Origin of the sequence: Rhizobium sp. R693, assembly GCF_002211315.1 — a bacterium.
Lineage (GTDB): Bacteria > Pseudomonadota > Alphaproteobacteria > Rhizobiales > Rhizobiaceae > Rhizobium.
Window position 1 is genome coordinate 226430 of sequence record NZ_LOKY01000012.1, and the last position, 20856, is coordinate 247285.

Sequence of the window (20856 nt, forward strand, 5' to 3'; positions counted from 1 at the left end):
CGGAGTTCCGCACAGGAGAGGATCATGAAACTCAACAAGAATTTCTGCGCAGCCGTGGCGCTGGCGGTGGCCCCAGCCGCTCTGCTCGCCATTCCCGCCTACGCGACACCGGACGCTGCTGCAGTCGTCAAGCATTACACCGACGTTGCGCATGCCAAGTACGAAGACTCGCTGACGACGGCAAAGGCCCTCGACGCAGCCATCGACGCCCTGCTCAAGAACCCGACCGATGAAACGCTGAAAGCTGCTCGCGCTGCCTGGATCAAGGCACGCGTGCCTTACCAGCAGACGGAAGTTTACCGCTTCGGCAACCAGATCGTCGACGACTGGGAAGGCAAGGTCAACGCCTGGCCGCTCGACGAAGGCCTGATCGATTACGTCGATCCGTCCTACGGCACCGAGAGCGACGAAAACTCGCTCTACGTCGCCAATGTCATCGCCAACAAGACGATCAAGATCGACGGCAAGGATGTTGACGCATCCAAGCTGACGCCCGAATTCCTGTCCGGTACGCTGGCCGAAGCCGGCGGTGTCGAAGCCAACGTCGCGACGGGCTACCATGCCATCGAATTCCTGCTCTGGGGCCAGGATCTGAACGGTACCGGTCCCGGTGCCGGCAATCGTCCCGCCACCGACTATGATCTCAAGAATTGCACGCACGGCAATTGCGATCGCCGTTCGGAGTATCTGAAGTCCGCTTCGACGCTGCTGGTGTCCGACCTTCAGGAAATGACCAACAACTGGGCTCCGGACGGCGAAGCCACCAAGCACGTCCAAGCCGATTCGAAGGCCGGTCTCGTTGCCATCCTGACCGGCATGGGCTCGCTCTCCTACGGCGAACTGGCCGGCGAACGCATGAAGCTCGGCCTGCTGCTGCACGATCCGGAAGAAGAGCATGATTGCTTCTCCGACAACACCTACAACTCGCACCTCAACGACGCGATCGGCATCGCTGCCGCTTATACCGGCGATTACACCCGCGTCGACGGCACGAAGATGACGGGTCCGTCGCTGCATGATCTCGTCGCAGCCAAGGACAAGAAGCTCGACAAGGAAATGCAGGCGAAGCTGAAGAAGACGCTCGACGCGATGCAAGTCATGGCGAAGCGCGGTCAGAACGTCGAGAAGTACGACCAGATGATCGGCGAAGGCAACAAGAAGGGCAACGCCGTCGTTCAGGCTGCCATCGATGGCCTCATCGACCAGACCAAGACCGTACAGCGTGTTATTGCCGCACTCGATCTCGGCACGGTGAAGCTTGAAGGTTCCGACAGCTTGGATAATCCTAGCGCGGTCTTCCAATAAGTGAAAAGGCGGGCCGCTTCGTTCAACGGAGCGGCCCGAATCCAGCATGCCTCCCAGACCGGTTCGTCGTCTTCTCAGTAGCGCAGCATTCTGCGCCGCGATTGCCGGATTTTCTGTCGCTCTGGCCTCCGGTTTCGATCTTCCGACACAGCGAACCGACCTTTCCGACGCGGATATGAGACGCGTCGCCGATGTGACGCGACCGACCACCGATTTTTCCAAGGCCGAGCAATACGAAGCGATGCAGGCCGGTGGTGCGACGTCCATCGATCCGGTCACCGAAGACTCCTTTTCGCATATCTCGGCGACGATCCCGTTTGAGGAAGAGCAGCCGTTCCGGCTCGGAAATGCGCTCTTCAAGAAGCTTTGGGTCTCCGCTCCGTCCTCGACACAGGCCTCGGATGGCCTGGGGCCGCTCTTCAATGCCCGTTCCTGCATGAGCTGCCACTTGAACGACGGTCGCGGGATGCCGCCGGAAGGCGGCATCAGCGCCACCTCGATGTTCCTGCGCCTCGCGCGCCGGGCGACAACGCCTGACGAGAAGCATGCGATCGCCAACGCTGAGATCATCAACTTCCCAGACCCGGTCTATGGCCACCAGTTGCAGGATCTTGCGGTTCCGGGCCTTCCCTCCGAAGGCAAGATGGCGATCCGCTACATCGAGAAGCCTGTGGCGCTTGGCGACGGCGAGACGGTCTCGCTGCGCCGCCCGACATACGAGGTGACCGACCTCGGCTATGGGCCGCTCGACCCGGAAACAACGATCTCGCCGCGTGTTGCGCCCGCGATGATCGGGCTCGGCCTGATCGAGGCCATTCCCGAGGCGGACATCCTGGCTCACGCCGATCCGGAAGATACGAACGGGGACGGCATCCACGGCAAGGCGGCGATAGTGCGCGACCACCGCACCGGCAAGATTGCCCTCGGTCGCTTCGGCTGGAAGGCGCAGAATGCAAGCGTGCGCGACCAGAGCGCGGATGCCTTCTCCAGCGATATCGGTATTTCGACGCCGGACCGACCCGACCCCTATGGCGATTGCACAAAGGCCGAATCCACGTGCCGGGAGATGCCGACGGGCGTGCAGAAACGGCTTGGCAAGGAGGAGGCGCCCGGGCCGATCCTCGACCTCGTTACCTTCTATTCCGCCAACCTCGCAGTCCCTGCCCGGCGAAAGGCAAGTTTCCCGGAAACCCTGCAGGGGAAGAAGATCTTCTATGAAAGCGGCTGCATTTCCTGCCACGTGCCGAAGTTCGTCACGCGCCGCGACAGCGCCGACAAGGCCCAATCCTTCCAGCTGATCTGGCCCTATTCCGACTTCCTGCTGCACGACATGGGCGAGGGTCTTGCGGATGGACAACAAGTCGGCAGCGCGAACGGAGGTGAATGGCGCACGCCGCCGCTATGGGGTATAGGTCTGACCCAGACTGTCAGCGGGCACAGCTTTTTCCTCCACGACGGCCGCGCCAGAAATCTCACCGAAGCGATTCTCTGGCATGGCGGCGAGGCCCAAAAGGCGCGTGACGCTTTCGCATCCCTGCCGAAGGATGACCGGCAGGCACTGATTACATTCCTGGAGTCCCTTTGATGCGCCTTTGGCAACCTCTTCTTCTTTCCCTTGCCCTTGCCACCTCCGCTGCCGCACAGACCCCTGCACCGCAAGCCGGCTTGAACGAGGAGGCGGTATCAGTGGTGATGCAGCGGGCAGTCGATGAGGTGATACGCCCCGGCTATCGCAATGCCCAGCAATCGGCCGCGCGCCTGACGACGGCGATGAAGGACCTCTGCGACGACGCGACCCAGCAGAAGCTCGACAAGGCGAGGTCGGCTTTCGATGACACGGTCCGCTATTGGTCGGTCATCGAAATCGTTCAGACTGGGCCGGTTATCCAGGACAATCTTTTCGAGCACATCCTGTTTTATCCCGATCGCAAGGGTGTCGGTCTGAAGCAGGTTCAGGCCTTGATCGCCAAGGCCGATCCCAAGGACACGACGGTCGACGCGATTGCCGGAAAGAGCGTGGCGCTGCAGGGACTAACCGCGCTTGAATACGTGCTCTATGGCACCGGCGCCGAAAATCTGACCACGCAGAAGAACAGCTTCCGGTGCCTCTATGGCGCGGCGGTCGCGGGCAATATCCAGCGCGAGGCCGGCGAGGTCGTCGCGGCTTGGGAAAAGCCTGACGGCGTGCAGGCAAGCTGGAAACACCCCGGCCCGCAGAGCGCCGACTTTATGGACAACAAGGAGGCGGTGACCGCGTTGCTTGGGATCCTCGTCCACGGCGCGGAGACCGTCCGCGATCAGCGGCTCGAGCAGTTCTACAAGGGCAAGGACACCACGCCGCGTCCGCACATGGCGATCTACTGGCGCTCGAAGAACACCTGGAAGTCGATGGCGGCGAACCTGGAGGGATTGCGGACACTCTGGCAAAAAGCCGGCATGGCTGAACTTCTGCCTGCCGACAAGAAACCGGTCGCCGACGCGATCGATGCCAGCTTCAAGTCGCTGCTGGAAACGGTGCCGAGGCTCAACCCGGATATCGAAGCCGCGACAAGCGCCGCCGAGAAAGAAAAACTCGATGCACTTCTTGTCAGCACGCGTGAGCTGATCACCAAGATCAGCGATGACTACGGCTCGGCGATCGGCCTGTCGGCCGGCTTCTCCTTCTCGGACGGCGATTGAAGCCATGTGGAATAGTTCGGCGATCGACCGGCGCAGTTTCGTGAAGGCCGCCGGGCTGACCTTCCTGGCCACGCTTCAGCCGCGAGCGCTTATGGCATTGGAGCGGGCGGATGCTGTCTATGCATCTGGTATGCGAACGGCAAACGGAACCTATGCCATTGCCACGGTCTCGGAGCGCGGCGAAATCATCGACCAAGTCGCGCTTCCGGCACGAGCGCATGGCATGGCCTTCAGTCAAAAGACCGGAAGAACGGTCGCATTTGCTCGTCGCCCCGGCACCTATGCAATGATCTTCGACCCTCGCGGCAAGAACGAGCCCATCACCATTGCCGCCGCCGAGGGACGCCACTTCTATGGCCATGGCGCCTTTTCGCCGGACGGCCGCCTCCTCTATGCCAGCGAGAACGCCTTCGACGCCAATCGCGGCGTGATCGGCCTTTACGACGCGACGAGCCGTTTTGAGCGCATCGGCGAATTCGAGACCTATGGTGTGGGTCCGCATGACATGACGGTATCCGACGACGGACGCATGCTGATCGTTGCCAATGGCGGCATTGAAACGCATCCGGATTTCGGCCGCACCAAACTCAATCTATCCAGCATGCAGCCGTCGCTGACACTGATCGATGCGGCCACGGGAAGTCTAATCGAAAAGCACTCCCTGCCATCGCAGTGGGCGCAACTCTCCACCCGACATGTCGATGTCGATGCGAGCGGCCGCATCTGGTTTGCCTGCCAATATGAGGGGCACCGCAACGATCTGCCGCCGCTCGTCGGCTCCTTTGCGAAAGGAGAAGACCTGCGCTTCGTCGATCTGCCGGAAGAGACGACACGTCGGCTTGCCAACTATGTCGGCGCGATCGCGATCAAGCGAGCCGAAGGATTGGTCGGCGTCACCTCGCCCAAGGGCGGAGCCTCCGTGACGATCGACGCGAGGACCGGCCGAGTGCTCCGCGAAGAGATCGTGCCTGACGCTGCGGGGATTGCTGCAGCCAAGTCCGGCTTTGCCGTGTCGTCCTATGAAGGCGAATTTTTGTCGACGCGGAGCGACGTTGCCTGGGACCAGCATATCGTCCGCATTGCGGCCATCTGAATTGTGCGCAAAAGATCGCTAGCGATCTGGTTGGAGGGGGCCGCCGCCCTATCTCCAGCGGATGAGCAAAGCCCTGACCTACGTCGTCTTCATCGCCGTCACGCTGGGCGGGGGGCTCGCCATCGGCGTCAACAATCTGCCGACGGAATGGTACCAATCTCTCGCCAAGCCGCCGTTCAATCCGCCTGATTGGATATTCGGACCTGTCTGGCTCGCCCTCTACGTTTTGATTGGTATCGCGGGCGCGCGAACGTGGTTGCGTGGGCACCTCTCGGTCGGCATGCTCATCTGGGCCTGGCAGATGGTCTTCAATTTTTTATGGTCACCGTTCTTCTTCGGCTTGCGGATGTTGTCGGCCTCGCTGGTCGTCATCGTCCTGTTGCTGGCACTGATCCTCGCCTTTGCTGCAAACCGCTGGAATTCGGATCGCACCGCCGCACTGCTTTTCGTGCCTTATGCAGCCTGGGTCGGCTTCGCGACCTTGCTCAATGCCTCGATCGTCTATTTGAACTGAGGGGCAGCCTAATACCGCGACGGGTCGAACCGCTATCTATTGGCGAGAAAGTCGAGCAATCGCCGTTCAAGAACGGCTGCCGCGGCTGGATCAAAAGCCGCGAGCGACCGGTCGGAAAAGAGGTGCGCATCGCCGGGATAGAGGAAGAGCCGGACGTCAGCCGACTCGGCAAGCAGCGCCTTCGCCGCCTCGATATCACCGTCTCCAACGAAGAACGGGTCAGCGTCCATTGCATGGATCTGGGCAGGCAGGTCCTCCGGCCAGGCCGAGCCAAACTCCGAACGCGGCAGGCAAGCATGAAGAAAGACCGCCCCCCGCGCGCCGGCGCGTGTCTGAGCCAAATACTGTGCCGGGAGGACTCCCAGGGAAAGACCGACATAAACGAGCTCACTTGCAAGCCCATCCACGGCGCGGGCTCCGCGTTGGATAATCTCGCCGAACCCAATCTCCTGAGCATGCTGCACGCCCTGGTCCAAAGTGTCGAACACCCGGCCGGCAAACAAGTCAGGCGCATGGACAACGTGCCCTGCGGCCCGCAGGTCTTCTGCAAGCGCGATAACGCCTTGCGTCAATCCAAGCGCGTGGTGAAACAGCACAACTTCTGCCATGGCGAACCTCCCGATTGTCTCTTGCGGGCAGGACCGGCAGCGTCTCAGTTTGATCTGGCAACCCAGTCGTGCCAGTCGTCTTCGCTGCCGTGGAAGACATTCAGGTCGATCCGTCCATCGACGCCATGCGAGATGCCGGAGCCCGAATACTGCCAGAATACCCACCGGCGTCCGGGATAAACCTTCGACGGATGCGCCGCAACCGAACGCAGCCAGAAAGGATAGTTCAGGAACGCGCCCTTCAGATTGTCACGGTAGAAATCAGGCGCCGTGTAAATGATCGGTCGCTGACCATAGTGCTGCTCAAGCTTGTCCATGAAGACCTGCATCTTCTCGCGAACCTTCTCGGGCGAGACCCGCCGCTTGCAGCTGGACTCGCCGTTCCATTCGACGTCGATGACCGGTGGCAAGGCCCCGGCTTCCCGGGGAACGTTGCGGATGAACCAGTCCGCCTGTTCGCCCGCCGTGCGGCACCAATAGAAAAAGTGATAGGCGCCGCGCTTTATCCCGGCCTGCTTGGCGTCCCGCCAGTTCTTCCGGAACATTGGATCGAGGTGATCGCCGCCGTCGGTCGCCTTGATGTAGACGAAGTTCGCACCCTGCGTTCTGAGTTTCTGCCAGTCGATGTCGCCCTGCCAGCGCGAAACATCGACGCCGTGCACGGCGAGCTTTCTGGGCGACGAGGAGCCGAAATTGATCGGTTTGACGTCGCGGAAGCGATGATTGTAGATCCGCGAACGGGTCGGCGGCTCCTCGTCAATTTCAGGTTCTGCTGGCGCCAATACCGCCGGCGTCACTGAAGCAGCCGGCCTTTCCAAAGGCATCGGCGCAGCGGCCACTCCGGGCTGCGGCGTGATGGCCTGCGGCTGAGGCACCGGGCCGGCCCAGGCCAATTCCTCCGATCGCGGCGCGGCTGGCGCTGGCGTCTCCGCGACATCAGCCGACGGCACAGCCGTTGCCGGCACGGGCGCGCTTGGGCGCGCTACCGAGCTGGTCGTCTCCCGCGATGGCACTCCTGCAACGAGGCTGTCCGGTCCCAAACCGGACGTGCAGCCCGACAACGCGAGGCAAGCAAGGAAGAAAGCTGGCGTAGCCGATAGACGCATAAGAACCCGCACGCAAAACAACTATCGACGACAGATTCGCTGCCGCCGGGGACCCATCGAAAAGCAATGGCTAACGGAGATTTACCAAAAAAGACTGAATCCAATCTTTACGCCCGGCGCTGGCACAGGCCGGCAAACGACAGCCAGTAGCGACAACGCGAGAGCGCTCTTTCAACTGATTTCCGCGAACCGCTTGTCTGACGCGGCGCACCATGCCACTTTCGCGCTCGCAAGAAAGGCGCGACGATGACTGACAACGACAGCGGCGATTTCCACGAGCGAATCCGCCAGAATTTTGCCCGCCAGGCGGCGCTGCATACCCTGGGGGCCGAATTGACCCGCGTCGAGCGGGCGATGGTCGAGATCGAACTGCCGTTCGACGTCAAGCTCACCCAGCAGCACGGAATTCTGCATGCTGGCGTGATTTCCGCCGCCCTCGATTCTGCCTGCGGTTTTGCCGCCTATAGCGTCATCGATGCCGAGGCATCCATTCTGACGATCGAATTCAAGGTCAATCTGCTGTCGCCGGGCCGTGGCGACCGCTTCCTCTTTCGAGGCGAGATCACCAAGCCAGGATCGAACATCATCGTCGCGGACGGGCGCGGCTACGCGATCGGCGACGGACCGGCGAAACTGATTGCTTCCATGACAAGCACCATGATGATCATCCGTGGCAGAGAGGGCATTTCGGGATGAGGTTTGAGCTGAAGTCGGTCGCCGGCAAGTCCATTCTCTTCGTAATGGCGGCAGAGGCCGAGTACGGCCCGTTCCTGCGCTCTCGCTTCGAGCCGCTGATGACCGGCGTCGGTCCGGTCGAGGCGGCCATCGTTCTCACCCGCGCGCTGGCGCGATTGGAGCAGGCCGGCGAGTTGCCTGATCTCGTCGTGTCGCTCGGCTCGGCCGGCTCGGCAAAGCTCGAACAGACCGAAGTCTATCAGGCCACGTCGGTATCCTATCGCGATATGGATGCATCGCCACTGGGTTTCGAGAAGGGACGCACGCCGTTCCTTGAGCTGCCCGCCATCGTCGATCTGCCGCTCAGAATCCCCGGCATTCCGGAGGCGAGCCTTTCCACCGGCGGCAATGTCGTGTCCGGGCAGGCCTATAACGGTATCGCCGCCGACATGGTCGATATGGAGACCTTCGCAATCTTGCGCACCTGCCAGGCCTACAAGCTGCCGCTGATCGGCCTGCGAGGGATCTCCGACGGCGCGGAGGAACTGCAGCACATTTCCGGTTGGACGGAATACCTGCACGTCATCGACCGCAAGCTGTCTTATGCCGTCGACAGCCTGTTTACGGCGCTGGAGGACGGCGTATTCTGGTTCTAACCCCTGCCAAACAGGGACAATCAGCACAATAAAATCCTCCAGCGGAGGATTTCGTACATTGCAAGACCGGGTGCTTTTCATTAAAGGCTCGCCATGACCCAGACAGCACATCCAGACAGCGTACTCATCGTCGATTTCGGCAGCCAGGTAACCCAGCTGATCGCACGCCGCGTGCGCGAAACGGGTGTCTACTGCGAGATCGTTCCTTTCCAGTCCGCCGAAGAAGGCTTCAAGCGCCTGCAACCGAAGGCAGTGATCCTGTCCGGCAGCCCGGCCTCGACGGTCGATGAAGGATCGCCCCGCGCACCCCAGATCATCTTCGACAGCGGCCTGCCCGTCTTCGGCATCTGCTACGGCCAGCAGACGATGTGCATGCAGCTCGGCGGCAAGGTCGAGAGCGGCCACCACCGCGAATTCGGCCGCGCCTTCCTCGAAGTCGATGAAGATAGCGAACTGTTCGAAGGCCTGTGGTCGAAGGGCTCGCGCCACCAAGTCTGGATGAGTCACGGCGACCGCGTCACGGCACTGCCTGAAGGCTTCAAGGTCGTCGCGACTTCGCCGAACGCGCCTTATGCCTTCATCGCCGATGAGAAGCGCAAATATTACGGCGTGCAGTTCCATCCTGAAGTCGTGCATACGCCTGATGGTGCCAAGCTGATCGCCAACTTCATTCACAACATCGCCGGTATCAAGGGCGACTGGTCGATGTCGGCCTACCGCCAGAAGGCGGTCGAAGCGATCCGCGAGCAGGTCGGCGACAAGCGTGTCCTCTGTGCCCTCTCGGGTGGCGTCGATAGCTCCGTTGCGGCGCTGCTGATCCACGAGGCCATCGGCGACAAGCTAACCTGCGTGCTCGTCGATCATGGCCTGATGCGCAAGGACGAGGCGGCCAGCGTCGTCGCCATGTTCCGCGAACACTATAACCTGCATCTGATCCACGTCGACGCTTCCGACAAGTTCATCGGCGAGCTCGAAGGTGTTTCCGATCCCGAGACGAAGCGCAAGATCATCGGTCGGCTGTTCATCGAGACCTTCGAGGAAGAGGCGAAGAAGCTCGGCGGCGCCGACTTCCTCGGCCAGGGCACGCTCTATCCCGATGTGATCGAAAGCGTTTCCTTTACCGGCGGCCCGTCGGTGACGATCAAGTCGCACCACAATGTCGGTGGTCTGCCGGAACGCATGAACATGCAGCTCGTCGAGCCGCTGCGCGAGCTCTTCAAGGACGAAGTGCGCGTGCTCGGCAAGGAACTCGGACTGCCTGACTCATTCATCGGTCGCCACCCCTTCCCCGGCCCGGGTCTCGCGATCCGCTGCCCGGGTGGCATCACCCGCGAAAAGCTGGAGATTCTGCGCGAAGCCGACGCCATCTATCTCGACGAAATCCGCAAGGCCGGCCTCTACGACGCGATCTGGCAGGCATTTGCCGTGCTGCTGCCGGTCCAGACTGTCGGCGTCATGGGCGACGGCCGCACCTACGAATTCGTCTGTGCGCTCCGCGCCGTGACCTCGGTCGACGGCATGACCGCCGATTTCTACCACTACGACATGGAATTCCTCGGCCGCGCCGCGACCCGCATCATCAACGAGGTGCGCGGCATCAACCGGGTCGTCTACGACGTCACCTCGAAGCCGCCCGGCACGATCGAGTGGGAATGATTTTGGGCCTGATTGGTCCGTCGTCGTGCAAACATATGCCTTGGCCAAACCTGGGGGTTGCGACATCGACGCCCGCCACCTGAGCCGCAGGATTCTGGCACGCCGATAGCTCTCGGATTGAAGTATCAGCGTCAGTCGCACAGGGCCGCAGCGGTGGATCCCGGTCGAAGCGTAGAAACCAGCCCTCGGTGACGTCCTCGGCCACCAGGCTGAGCGCCCGGCAAGCCCGGCCATTGTCGCAGCCCGCCGGGTGGTAGGTCTGCGAGGCTTGTCGTTGCCGTACGCCGGTCTGCTCTTGCAGGCGCTGGACCGCGACGAACCGCGCCTTATCGGCATCCCGTCGGATGGGCATCAAAATCACCTGCAAACTGCAAGATAAGTGGCTTCGATTCTGGATGAAGAACGGTCAGTCGCATTTTCAAACGCTGAAGAAGCAAGCTGAAACCGGACGTCCAAGGCTACAGGCCTGAACGACCGTCAGAGAAGACCCTTACCCCTGAGATCGGCGGCGAAGGTGGCGAGCGGCATGACAAGCGTAAGCGGCTGGTTCTCGAGCGGCTCGGCGCCATAGCTGACATACCATTGGGCCGCGCGCTCGCCCTTTGCGTCGATAATCAGCAGAACGCCGCCGGCTTCGGACGCGATCCGCAGGCAGCGAAGCGCCGCGGCCGCGAGGAGCAGGCCGCCCAAAGCATGGCCCGCGACAGAGATATCAGTTGCGATCCGAGCCAGCTTGAACCCAGGAACTTCGTGCTGGGCTAGCCCCTTCGTCATCGACGCCGGCACGCCTGCATGTGCCACGGAGGATGGGGCGACGGTGTAGAATCCCAGCACACGGTTGGGCGTAGAGGCGTCGATCGCGCAGAAGGTCTTTGAGGCGTTCTGTTCGTGGCTTTGACGCGCGTAGCGTCGGAAAAAGTCGTTCATCGCCAGATCGCCGCAGTCGAAGGACTGGCGATCATGCGATTTCGCGATGGCTTCCTCTCTCCAGGCGGGCAGCGTCATAGAGTGTCAGGCAACGCCGCTATCGCCGCCCGTAGCTTCGCGTTGGGCTTGGGCGGATTTTCCAGCAGTTCCAGCACGCGCGCATGATCGCGCGCGGTCAGGCGAACGACCTCGGCCGCCTCGATCACAGCTTCGGCTTCACGCAAGGCGGTCTGCGTAACGAAGTTGGTCAAGTCGGTGTTGCGCAGCGCAGCGGCGCGCACGAGCTTGGCCTTCGTTTCCGGCGATACCCGCAGATTCATGCGCTTGTTGTCATCTACGGCAGCTTGGGGCATCTCCGTCTTCCTCGCAAATAGTACACATTCAAGATGTACGCCATCCCGCTCGGATTTTCAAGTTCGTGCACCTTGATGATGTACGGGACCAGCCCGACATCTCCAAAGGGGGCGCTGCGGGGTCTCTCCGCAGAAGGGGTCGGCCGAGACAGTGGCTCGGCCGGAGGGGGAAGGCTTTTCCCTCACCAGGGGCCTCGGCATATCGCCAGAGATCGTCGATGGGCGGCTGCCGAGACGGCACGAATAGCGGGCCTCCACGGCGACATCGACGCCAATCCTTATTGCAGTACTGCGCGGTTCGCGCGTCCTATTTCCGGACCTTCTGGCGGGCGGCATCTACCAGACCCTCGAGCCAATCCTGGTGGCCGTTGATCATCGGATTTGGCTTGGTTTTCGCGAGTTCTTCAGCCGGTTTTCCGTTCTGGGTTTCCTGGGTGAGGATGCGCACGCGGCCGCCGCACAGATCCTCAATCAGCCAGGCGTGATGCACGTCAAGGCGCGTATCGCCTTCGCCTGCCCAACCGTGCCAGGCGACTCGCCCGGGCCGACCGGCAACGGGCGGCTCATACTCGACCACCTCCGCTTCCACAGGGAAGCCAAAAGTCTCGAAATAAAAGCGGACACCGTTTGCCAGCTCAGGGCCGTTGCCCCCATGGAAGCGGATGTTAGCCGAGTTGGCATAGTAGGTCGGCCATAGAGGAGCGTTGCTCAGGAACGGCCACACCTCGGCCGCGCTCAATCCCGCTACTATAACTTCATTGGACGCGAAATTGTCACTGAAGCCGGGCATGTAACCCTCGGGCCAGATGATCTCATTCATCGTATATCCTTTGCTTATGGTGTGCCGCTGCAGGCGACCTTGCACATTGGTTCTTGCGTTTAGATCGCCGCTGTGCAGACATAAGGCAAATCGATATTTCTGATCACAGCCATAAGAATGAAAGATATCAGAACGCTAGATCTGAACTTACTAAGGACCCTCGATGCGCTGCTCGACGAGCGCAGCGTGACCAAGGCTGCGCAGCGGCTTGGCCTCACGCAGCCGGCCGTGAGCGGCATGCTGACGCGGCTCCGCAAGAGCTTTGAAGATCCCCTGTTCGTGCGTACGCAGCGTGGCATCGTACCGACGTTGCGGGCAACGCAACTCACGGGACCACTCAAACAGGTTCTCGCCGATGTCGAAAGGCTGTTCCAACCCTCCGTCTTTGAGCCGTCGATGGCGGATTTTACTGTGGCGGTCGCGGCCAGTGACTACGCGCTCGTCGCTGTCGTAGCCCCGTTTCTGGCGCAGTTGCGGCTGAGGGCGTCTGGCATTCGCGTTGCCATACGTTCAGCCGACCACGCTCGCATCCAAGCTCAATTCGAAAGCGGGGATATTGATCTGGCGTTGATTACGCCAGAGGAGGCGCCACCTGACCTTCATGCCCGGGGTTTGTTCGACGAGCGCTACGTTTGCGCGCTGCGCGCCGGTCATCCCGATGGGCGGAGCACTCCTCTAACACTCGATCGCTTCTGCGAACTCGATCATGCGCTCGTCTCTTACAGTGGTCAGCAATTCTGGGGCGTGACCGACGACGCTCTGACGAAGGTCGGAAGAGAGCGCAGAGTCGTGCTTTCGGTCAACAGCTTCATGGCGCTCACCGACGTGCTGCGTAGGACCGATCTGATCGCCGTCGTTCCCCGCCGGCTGGTGTCGGACGGCGACGGCCTCGTTACGTTTGAACCTCCAGTCGATATCCCCGGCTTTACCAAGCTCGCCGTGTGGCACGAGCGCACGCATCGTGATCCGGGTCACCGCTGGGTGCGATCGATCCTCTTTGAGGCCTGCGGTGCTCTGGGGAGCGAATGACGGCCCTGTTTGAGATCAAGACCGTCCGGCAATTTCGATCAGAAATCGAGCGACTGCTGGGTGGGCTTCGGCGGTGCCAGGCTCACACCTTCGAGTTCAAGCATCCTCTGCTTGGACGATGATCCGCCTGGAGCGGAGAAGCCCCCGATCTTGTTTCCGGCCGCCAGAACACGATGGCAGGGGATGATCAGCGCAACGGGATTTTTCGCCATCGCCTGACCGACGTCGCGGGCGGCCTCGGGACCTGCGCCAAGCTGCTTTGCAAGAGCACCATAGGTGGTCGTTTTACCCCAGCCGATCTGGCGTGCGGCGTCATAGACTTGCTTGAAGAACGCATCTTGACCAGCAAGATCGACCTTCACGGTTGAGAAATCCGTGGGCTCTCCGCTGAAATAGCGCTTCACGGCCACGACAGCCTCGGCGACGGAAGACGGCGGCGTCGCGGGCTCAGCACCCGGAATGCGGCGCAGAAGCAGCCGTTCGGTTGCCTCTGCACTCGACGTCGGCAGCTGAAACCGCGTGATGCCGACATCATTCCAGGCTATGCCGCAGAAGCCGCCGGCCGTTTTGAAAATCAGATAGTGCATTGCCTGTTGCATGGGTCATCGCCTCCCTGCTGGGTCACTCCGAAGATCGTGCCGCGACAGCCTGAATTCAACCCGTTTCTTGCGCAGGGCAAGCTTTGTCGTATCGATCACTCGAAGTTATGTTCTCTTTTTGTTCTTGTCGTTTCAAGATCAAATGTTACGATCCAGGTCCTCCGTGACGAATGAGGAACGGGCCGTTGCCCAGGAGCCGATCATGCACGAGAGCTCGCAGGCATCTTTCGATTTCGCTTCGCCGAAGACGCGCCAATAGCCATCGCGCTTCGACAGGGAAAGCCTTTTCTTTGCAATATTGCCAGACGCACAATCGCTCGACGAATGCGTGGCGATCCAGCAATGGCTGCAGCAGGATTACCTTCCCCTCGCATCGCTACGGCCGCCGGCGGTCGTCCACGTCTCGCTCTATTGTGTCGGCAAGAGCGCCCGCATTCCCGAGACCATGATCGCGGCGGCACGCCGGACCGGAGCGGCCATCGAAGCCTGTCAATTCGAGTTGGCCTTCGATCATGTCATCACCTTCCTGCTGCCGCAGAACAACGCGATCGTGCTTGCCGGCAATGGCGGGCGGGAGCTGTTGCGGCAGCTGCATGTGCAGATCGCGATCGAGATGCAGCGATTGGGCGAAAACGCCAATCTGAACCCGAACTTTCAACCTCACGCCACGCCGCTCTAGGACAAGGACGTGGTGCCGCGGATAGCCCTGCAGAAGCCGGTCGTGATGGCTGCGCGCGAATTCGTTCTGCTGCATAATCGCCGGGGTCAAGCTAGCTACCAAGAACTCGGGCGCTGGCCGCTTCATGGGCGCGGATAACACCTTGCCTCAGCCTATCGAACTCGCTTAAAGCTCTCCGACAAGGCGTGAAAGCGGAGAACGACATGAATACGTCCGAGATCATTATTGCGGGCGATACTGCGGGCATCGAGTGGCGATTGCCGGTTCTTCGTTTCAAGGGCAGCGACCCGAAGGCACCGAAAGTCTACATTCAGGCGGCCCTGCACGCCAACGAGCTGCCGGGTACGGCATTGGTCCATTTCCTGTGCGAGAAACTGCGGCAGTCGGAAAGTGCCAGCCAGATCAAGAGCGACATCATCGTCGTCCCGCATGCCAATCCGATCGGAGCCGCACAGTCTCATTTTGGCGAGCTTCAGGGCCGTTTCGATCTTGGATCGCGCACCAATTTCAACCGGGAATTTCCGCTGATCTCGGTGAAGGATCGCGACGGGCTGCTTGAGGACCTCGAGCGCCTTTCGGCCGTCGACAAACTGAAGCGCCAGCTGCTGCATATGGCGCTCGGCTGCGATCTTGTGATCGATCTGCATTGCGATGATGAATCGCTCGAATATGCCTATATCGACGAGGCATTCTGGCCGGAGGCGGCCGATCTCGCATCAGCGATGGCAATGGGGGCCGTACTTCTGTCCGATGGCGAGAGTTCCGCCTTCGAGGAGGCCGTCGGCTTTGCCTGGAAATACGAGACGCCGGAGAAGCAATCGCGCCTGCCTGGTAAGCTGTCCGTAACCGTCGAGCTTCGCGGCCGCCGTGATGTCTATCCTGAGATGGCGAAAAAGGATGCCGACGGATTGTGGAAATTCCTGGCGAGCCGCGGCGCAATCGACGCCGCCATCTCGCTGCCCGCCTTCGATGGTCCCGCCGTGCCGCTCGACAATATCGAGATGGTCCGTGCGCCGGAGGCCGGCACGGTTCTCTTCCATCGCAACATCGGCGAATGGGTTGGCGAAGGCGATGTGCTTGCCACGTTGATCACCCGCCCCGGCATGGCTGACGGCTGCATCGAGATTCGCGCGCCGCAGGCTGGCCTGATCGTGATGCGCAGCTCTCAGCGGCTCGTTCGCCGCGGCGCCGACATGATGAAGATTGCTTGCAAGACCGCCAGCAAGGCGACGCGCAAACCCGGAACGCTGGAGAACTAAGTGACCGTCACCATCTACGGCATCAAGAACTGCGATACCATGAAGAAGGCCCGCAGCTGGCTGGAAGAACATGACGTCGCCTACCGGTTCCATGACTACAAGGCTGTCGGGATCGATCGCGCGCACCTGCGGGCCTGGACGAAGGAAGCCGGGTGGGAAACGGTGCTCAACCGGGCCGGCACGACCTTTCGCAAGCTGCCTGAGGCCGAGCGCGAAAATCTCGACGAGGGCAAGGCGATCGCGTTGATGCTGGAGCAGCCATCGATGATCAAGCGGCCGGTTGTCGAGGCAGACGGCAAGTTGCTCATCGGCTTCAAGCCTGAGACCTACGGCAGCTTCTTCAAGGCCTGATCCATGTCCAAAACCACGCGCGCCACACAGGTTCTGAGCAAGGCCGGGATTGCCTTCACGGTCCATACCTACGACTACGACCCGAATGCGGAGCGCGTCGGCCTGCAAGCTGCGGAAGCGCTTGGCGAGGAGCCTCATCGCGTGTTGAAGACGCTGATGGCGGAGGTCGACGGCAAGCCCGTCTGTGTTGTCGTGCCGTCCGATCGCGAGGTCAGCATGAAGAAGCTCGCAAGCGCCTTCGGCGGAAAGTCGGCCAACATGATGAAGCCTGCCGATGCCGAGCGCCTGACCGGCTATCACGTCGGCGGCATCAGCCCGTTCGGACAAAAGAAGCTCGTCCCAACGGCAATCGAAGAGGGGGCGCTTGCCGAGGCGCAGGTCTATATCAACGGCGGGCAACGCGGGCTGCAGGTTCGGCTTGACCCGAAGGACGCGCTGAAGACACTGAAGGCTGCAGCGGCGCCCCTCATTGCCTGAAGTCAGCTGAAGCGTGCCAGCAAAGAGGTCAGCGTCGCGGCATCGGCCTCGCTCAGCTTGGCGCCAAAGTTATCCTCCATGGCCTTGGCATAGACCGTCCACATGCGCTTCTGCAGCGCCCGCCCCTCCTCGGTGACGACCACCCACTGCCCACGCCCGTCCTGATCGAAGGTCTGTCGCTGCACCAGCCCCGCCTTCTCGAGGCGGTCGATCAGTCGCGAAAGATTATACTGGGCAAGCAGCGTTCGCTCTTCGATCTCGAAGGGCCGTAATCTGCCCTGCGGCGATCGCACGAGTTCCCAGAGCACGTCGTACCAGCCGAGCGGCGGCAGTCCAGCCGATTTGAGATCGGCTTCGATCTGACCGAGTAGCCGCTGCTGAGCCCGCATCAGCCCGATCCAAGCATCGACCACGGTATCGGAGGGCGTCGCATTGTTCGTCTTTTCATTCATGCATGCATTTACATCTATCTTGAATCCTGGCGCAACAGTTATTACATGCAATTGCATCTACAATGGAGATTGCCACAATGGATCATTTGCCTTCTCAAGCATCCGGTTCGGCTCTGCTGCTCGTCAGCCATCATCTTTGCCCCTACGTGCAGCGCGCCGCGATCGCGCTTGCGGAGAAGGGTGTGCCGTTCGAGCGCGTGAATATCGATCTCGCCGACAAACCGCGCTGGTTTCTGGAGATCTCGCCTCTCGGCAAAGTGCCTCTGCTTTGCATTCGCGACGGCAACGGTAATCTAGATGTGCTCTTCGAAAGCAGCGTGATCTGTGAGTATTTGGAAGAGACGCAGGACGGTCGCCGCCTTCATCCGGCCGACCCGCTCACACGCGCGCGCCATCGCGGCTGGATGGAGTTCGGTTCTTCAATCCTGTCCGATCTCTGGGTCTACGAAACGACACAGGATCGCGGGCAGTTGGAGGCGAAGCGGCAGGTGCTCGCATCAAAGTTTGCGACCATCGAAACGGAATTGAAGGGTGGCCCCTACTTCGCGGGCGAGGACTTCAGCCTGGTTGATTCGGTGTTTGCGCCGATCTTTCGCTACTTCGACGTCTTCGACGCCATCGGTGATAGCGGCATCTTTGCCGGCCTGCCCCGCGTCCAGGCCTGGCGGACAGCATTGTCCGATAGACCAAGCGTGAAGGCCGCGGTCGAACCCGACTATGCCGACCGGCTGATGGCCTTCCTGAAGCGCCACGACGCGGTGCTGTTGCAGCAACCGTCCGCCTCGGCGGCCTGATCCCGGCGAAGGCCGATGGCGGCAAAGAGCTGCCATCGGCCGACAAGCAAGCTTCAATTTCGCCGCAAAGGGGTCTAAGTCTACCGGCCAATCCGTTTCGTTCAAGGAGTGACCGATCATGAACTTCATGCCGCAAAGCCAAACCTCCGTGGACCCCGTAAAGCTTGAGAAATTGGCGGAAGTGGCCGTCAAGGTCGGGCTTCAGTTGCAGACGGGCCAGGATCTCGTAATCACGGCCCCCGTCGTCGCCCTGCCTCTCGTCCGCCTGATCACCAAGCATGCCTATATGGCAGGTGCCGGATTGGTGACGGCATTCTATTCCGACGAGGAGTCGACGCTCGCGCGCTACCGATACGGCAACGATCAGAGCTTCGATCGCGCTTCCGACTGGCTCTACGCCGGCATGGCCAAAGCCTACGCGAGCGGCACTGCCCGCCTCGCCGTTGCAGGCGACAATCCGATGCTGCTTTCGGAGCAGGATCCGGCCAAGGTTGGCCGTGCCAACCGGGCGAACTCTGCCGCCTACAAGCCGGCATTGGAGAAGATCTCGAATTTCGACATCAACTGGAACATCGTCTCCTACCCCAATCCGTCCTGGGCGGCGCTGGTCTTTCCTGACGATCCTGAGGCCATCGCGGTTGCCAAGCTCGCCAAGGCGATCTTTGCGGCATCACGCGTCGATGTCGAAGACCCGATCGCTGCCTGGGTCGAGCACAATGCCAACCTTGCCAAGCGCTCGAGCTGGCTGAATGGCGAACGCTTCGCCTCGCTGCATTTCACCGGCCCCGGCACCGATCTGACGGTCGGCCTTGCGGACGGCCACGAGTGGCACGGCGGCTCATCGACCGCCAAGAACGGCATTACCTGCAACCCGAACATTCCAACCGAGGAAGTCTTCACGACGCCGCATGCGCTGCGGGTCGAGGGCCACGTTTCGAGCACCAAGCCATTGTCTCATCAGGGCACGCTGATCGACAATATCCGGGTTCGCTTCGAAGGCGGCCGGATCGTCGAGGCAAAGGCCTCGCGTGGCGAGGAAGTTCTGAATAAGGTGCTGGACACCGACGAAGGGGCGCGGCGTCTCGGCGAAGTGGCGCTCGTGCCGCATTCCTCGCCGATCTCGGCCAGCGGCATTCTCTTCTACAACACGTTGTTCGACGAGAACGCCTCGTGCCACATCGCCCTCGGCCAATGCTATTCGAAATGCTTCGTCAATGGCGCAAGCCTGACGCAGGAGCAGATCAAGGCCCAGGGCGGCAACTCGAGCCTGATCCACATCGACTGGATGATCGGTTCGGGCCAGGTCGATATCGACGGCATCAAGCCGGACGGGTCGCGGGTTGCGGTGATGCGTCAGGGCGAGTGGGCCTGACCGACATCTTACGCTGACTGAGCCAGACGCTTGCCAGCACCATCGCAAAGCCGAAGAGCTGCGCGGACGTCAGGCTTTGTCCGAGAGCCAACCAACCGAGAAGGGTGGCCGTCACCGGGCTTAAGAAACCCAACGAGGCCGCGGCGGACGGCTCGATCCGCGCGAGCCCCCGAAACCACAGCAGATAGGTGATGGCAGCGCCGATCAGGCCAAGATAGGCCATGCCGAGCACATTGGCTGTGGTCGGCACCGGCAGTGCGGGTTCGAAGAAGAAGGCGACGGGCGCGAGCAGGATGCCGCCGGCCGTGAGCTGCCACGCGGTAAAGGCAAGGTTCGATACCGGCGGGACCCAACGTCGCGTCAGTACCGTACCGAACGCCATCGAGACCGCACCGGCGATGCCGGCGACAACACCGATCGGGTCGAGCGCCGCATTGGGCGTGAGCACGAGAAGCGCCACACCTGTCATCCCGACCATGCCGGCCCCAACCGCAATAGCGTGGATCGGCCTGCCGAGGAAGATCCGCGATAGCAGGATGACGATGAGCGGTTGAATGGCCCCAATGGTCGCGGCGACACCGCCCGGCAGGCGATAGGCCGACACGAACAGCATTGCCCAGAAGAACGAGAAGTTGAGGCTGCCGAGCAGGAATGCGCGTAGCCACCAGATCCCCTGCGGCAGTTGCCGGACGATTGCAAGCAGCAGAAGCCCGGCCGGCAAAGCGCGCAGGAAGGCGACCGTCAGCGGATATCCGTGCGGAAGCAAGGAGGTAGTGACGACATAGGTGCTGCCCCAGATCGTCGGCGCCAGCGCCGTGATCAGCACATCGGAAAGCGGCGTTCCAGTTTTCTTCATCTCAAGAATCTTTATATCAAGATAAATGCAGTGTAGCGCCATTTATCTTGACGTCAAGATATGCCGTGATAACAGTCTCCTCAGAAGAACGGGCTGGCCGATGGATCGCGTCGACAAGATACTTGCGCAATGGAAAAAGGAGCGTCCCGACCTCGATACCGAGGCGATGGGCATCATGGGCCGGCTGAAACGGCTGACGACGCATCTCGCCCGCGAGGTGGACCAGGTGCTGCAGCAGCAGGGGCTTTCCTCCTCGTCCTTCGATGTGCTGGCGACCCTCAGGCGCTCAGGCGCGCCGTACCGGCTCTCACCTGGCGATCTGCTCTCGATGACGATGGTCAGTTCCGGCACCATGACCAATCGGATCGACCAACTGGAAAGAGCGGGTCTGGTCGAGCGCGTTCTCAATCCCGACGATCGGCGAAGCGTTCTCATCGCCCTGACCGAAACGGGGCTTGCCGCCGTGGAAACTGCCGTCGGAGCCCACGTCGCCAATCAGCAACGGTTGACGCAGAGCTTCAGCGCGAAGGAGAAGGCGCAGCTCGACACCCTGCTGCGCAAGTTTCTGGCGACATTCGAGTAGCCGGGCCTATCGC

General features: G+C 61.3%; 23 protein-coding genes and 1 pseudogene. 16 read left to right on the plus strand and 8 right to left on the minus strand.

From position 1 onward, the window contains the following. Positions 1-24: 24 nt before the first annotated feature. From ATY79_RS13005 to ATY79_RS13025, 5 genes are all read left to right on the plus strand, one after another. On the plus strand, positions 25-1305 hold the full coding sequence (locus ATY79_RS13005; RefSeq protein WP_088704078.1) for an imelysin family protein: 1281 nt from the start codon (positions 25-27) through the stop codon (positions 1303-1305). 46 nt (positions 1306-1351) lie between these two features. Next, a complete protein-coding gene (locus ATY79_RS13010) occupies positions 1352-2890 on the plus strand; it encodes a di-heme oxidoredictase family protein (protein WP_088704079.1) in 1539 nt (512 codons plus the stop codon). Continuing rightward, a complete protein-coding gene (locus ATY79_RS13015) occupies positions 2890-3984 on the plus strand; it encodes an imelysin family protein (protein WP_088704080.1) in 1095 nt (364 codons plus the stop codon). The genes ATY79_RS13010 and ATY79_RS13015 overlap by 1 nt, the downstream gene beginning before the upstream one ends. 4 nt (positions 3985-3988) lie before the next feature. Beyond that, positions 3989-5077: a DUF1513 domain-containing protein gene (locus ATY79_RS13020; RefSeq protein ID WP_088704081.1), complete on the plus strand. Its 1089-nt coding sequence runs from the start codon at positions 3989-3991 to the stop codon at positions 5075-5077. Positions 5078-5138: 61 nt separating this feature from the next. Next, positions 5139-5591: a TspO/MBR family protein gene (locus ATY79_RS13025; protein WP_088704082.1), complete on the plus strand. Its 453-nt coding sequence runs from the start codon at positions 5139-5141 to the stop codon at positions 5589-5591. 32 nt (positions 5592-5623) lie between these two features. Here ATY79_RS13025 and ATY79_RS13030 read toward each other — a convergent pair whose 3' ends face one another. Beyond that, positions 5624-6199, minus strand: a complete 576-nt coding sequence (locus ATY79_RS13030) for a dienelactone hydrolase family protein (protein ID WP_088704083.1) — start codon at positions 6197-6199, stop codon at positions 5624-5626. Between the two features lie 44 nt (positions 6200-6243). Continuing rightward, on the minus strand, positions 6244-7305 hold the full coding sequence (locus ATY79_RS13035; RefSeq protein ID WP_088691070.1) for a GH25 family lysozyme: 1062 nt from the start codon (positions 7303-7305) through the stop codon (positions 6244-6246). Between the two features lie 246 nt (positions 7306-7551). Between ATY79_RS13035 and ATY79_RS13040 the strand changes: the two genes are divergently transcribed. The 3 genes from ATY79_RS13040 to guaA all read left to right on the plus strand — a co-directional run bounded on the left by ATY79_RS13040 (position 7552) and on the right by guaA (position 10292). Beyond that, positions 7552-8001, plus strand: a complete 450-nt coding sequence (locus ATY79_RS13040; protein ID WP_088691069.1) for a PaaI family thioesterase — start codon at positions 7552-7554, stop codon at positions 7999-8001. Further along, on the plus strand, positions 7998-8636 hold the full coding sequence (locus ATY79_RS13045; RefSeq protein ID WP_088691068.1) for a 5'-methylthioadenosine/S-adenosylhomocysteine nucleosidase: 639 nt from the start codon (positions 7998-8000) through the stop codon (positions 8634-8636). The genes ATY79_RS13040 and ATY79_RS13045 overlap by 4 nt, the downstream gene beginning before the upstream one ends. A 93-nt stretch (positions 8637-8729) precedes the next feature. Then, positions 8730-10292 carry a glutamine-hydrolyzing GMP synthase gene (gene guaA / locus ATY79_RS13050; RefSeq protein WP_088704084.1) on the plus strand — a complete coding sequence of 521 codons (1563 nt, stop codon included), beginning with the start codon at positions 8730-8732 and terminating at the stop codon, positions 10290-10292. Positions 10293-10769: 477 nt separating this feature from the next. Here guaA and ATY79_RS13055 read toward each other — a convergent pair whose 3' ends face one another. The 3 genes and pseudogenes from ATY79_RS13055 to ATY79_RS13065 form a co-directional block, all read right to left on the minus strand. Further along, on the minus strand, positions 10770-11297 hold the full coding sequence (locus tag ATY79_RS13055; protein WP_088704085.1) for a GNAT family N-acetyltransferase: 528 nt from the start codon (positions 11295-11297) through the stop codon (positions 10770-10772). Further along, a pseudogene (locus ATY79_RS13060) lies at positions 11294-11578 on the minus strand (DUF1778 domain-containing protein); the annotation flags it as partial. The gene ATY79_RS13055 and the pseudogene ATY79_RS13060, both read right to left, overlap by 4 nt. Positions 11579-11879: 301 nt before the next feature. Then, positions 11880-12392 carry a polyketide cyclase gene (locus ATY79_RS13065; protein WP_088704087.1) on the minus strand — a complete coding sequence of 171 codons (513 nt, stop codon included), beginning with the start codon at positions 12390-12392 and terminating at the stop codon, positions 11880-11882. 117 nt (positions 12393-12509) lie between these two features. Between ATY79_RS13065 and ATY79_RS13070 the strand changes: the two genes are divergently transcribed. After that, positions 12510-13421, plus strand: coding sequence for a LysR family transcriptional regulator (locus ATY79_RS13070; RefSeq protein WP_088704088.1), 912 nt, complete (start codon positions 12510-12512; stop codon positions 13419-13421). A gap of 38 nt (positions 13422-13459) precedes the next feature. Here the strand turns inward: ATY79_RS13070 and ATY79_RS13075 are convergent, their stop codons facing one another. Then, positions 13460-14020, minus strand: coding sequence for a methylated-DNA--[protein]-cysteine S-methyltransferase (locus tag ATY79_RS13075; RefSeq protein WP_088704089.1), 561 nt, complete (start codon positions 14018-14020; stop codon positions 13460-13462). A gap of 328 nt (positions 14021-14348) precedes the next feature. Between ATY79_RS13075 and ATY79_RS13080 the strand changes: the two genes are divergently transcribed. The 4 genes from ATY79_RS13080 (at position 14349) to ybaK (ending at position 16786) form a co-directional block, all read left to right on the plus strand. Beyond that, complete coding sequence (locus ATY79_RS13080) at positions 14349-14699, plus strand: 2'-5' RNA ligase family protein (RefSeq protein WP_245312375.1); 351 nt, start codon at positions 14349-14351, stop codon at positions 14697-14699. 203 nt (positions 14700-14902) lie between these two features. Next, on the plus strand, positions 14903-15958 hold the full coding sequence (locus ATY79_RS13085) for a succinylglutamate desuccinylase/aspartoacylase family protein (protein WP_088704090.1): 1056 nt from the start codon (positions 14903-14905) through the stop codon (positions 15956-15958). Continuing rightward, on the plus strand, positions 15959-16309 hold the full coding sequence (locus ATY79_RS13090) for an ArsC family reductase (protein ID WP_088691061.1): 351 nt from the start codon (positions 15959-15961) through the stop codon (positions 16307-16309). Between the two features lie 3 nt (positions 16310-16312). Continuing rightward, on the plus strand, positions 16313-16786 hold the full coding sequence (gene ybaK / locus ATY79_RS13095) for a Cys-tRNA(Pro) deacylase (protein ID WP_088691060.1): 474 nt from the start codon (positions 16313-16315) through the stop codon (positions 16784-16786). Positions 16787-16788: 2 nt separating this feature from the next. Here ybaK and ATY79_RS13100 read toward each other — a convergent pair whose 3' ends face one another. Beyond that, positions 16789-17238 carry a MarR family winged helix-turn-helix transcriptional regulator gene (locus ATY79_RS13100; RefSeq protein ID WP_088704091.1) on the minus strand — a complete coding sequence of 150 codons (450 nt, stop codon included), beginning with the start codon at positions 17236-17238 and terminating at the stop codon, positions 16789-16791. Positions 17239-17315: 77 nt separating this feature from the next. Between ATY79_RS13100 and ATY79_RS13105 the strand changes: the two genes are divergently transcribed. Next, positions 17316-18032, plus strand: a complete 717-nt coding sequence (locus ATY79_RS13105; protein WP_088704092.1) for a glutathione S-transferase family protein — start codon at positions 17316-17318, stop codon at positions 18030-18032. Positions 18033-18150: 118 nt separating this feature from the next. Further along, a complete protein-coding gene (locus tag ATY79_RS13110) occupies positions 18151-19404 on the plus strand; it encodes an aminopeptidase (RefSeq protein WP_088704093.1) in 1254 nt (417 codons plus the stop codon). On the opposite strand, the gene ATY79_RS13115 is transcribed toward ATY79_RS13110, so the two are convergent. Then, positions 19352-20260, minus strand: coding sequence for an EamA family transporter (locus ATY79_RS13115; RefSeq protein ID WP_088704197.1), 909 nt, complete (start codon positions 20258-20260; stop codon positions 19352-19354). The two genes, ATY79_RS13110 and ATY79_RS13115, sit on opposite strands and share 53 nt — an antisense overlap. 100 nt (positions 20261-20360) lie before the next feature. Between ATY79_RS13115 and ATY79_RS13120 the strand changes: the two genes are divergently transcribed. Further along, positions 20361-20843 (plus strand): MarR family transcriptional regulator, encoded by a 483-nt coding sequence (locus ATY79_RS13120; RefSeq protein WP_088704094.1) that lies wholly within the window; start codon positions 20361-20363, stop codon positions 20841-20843. The last annotated feature ends 13 nt before the right edge of the window (positions 20844-20856 follow it).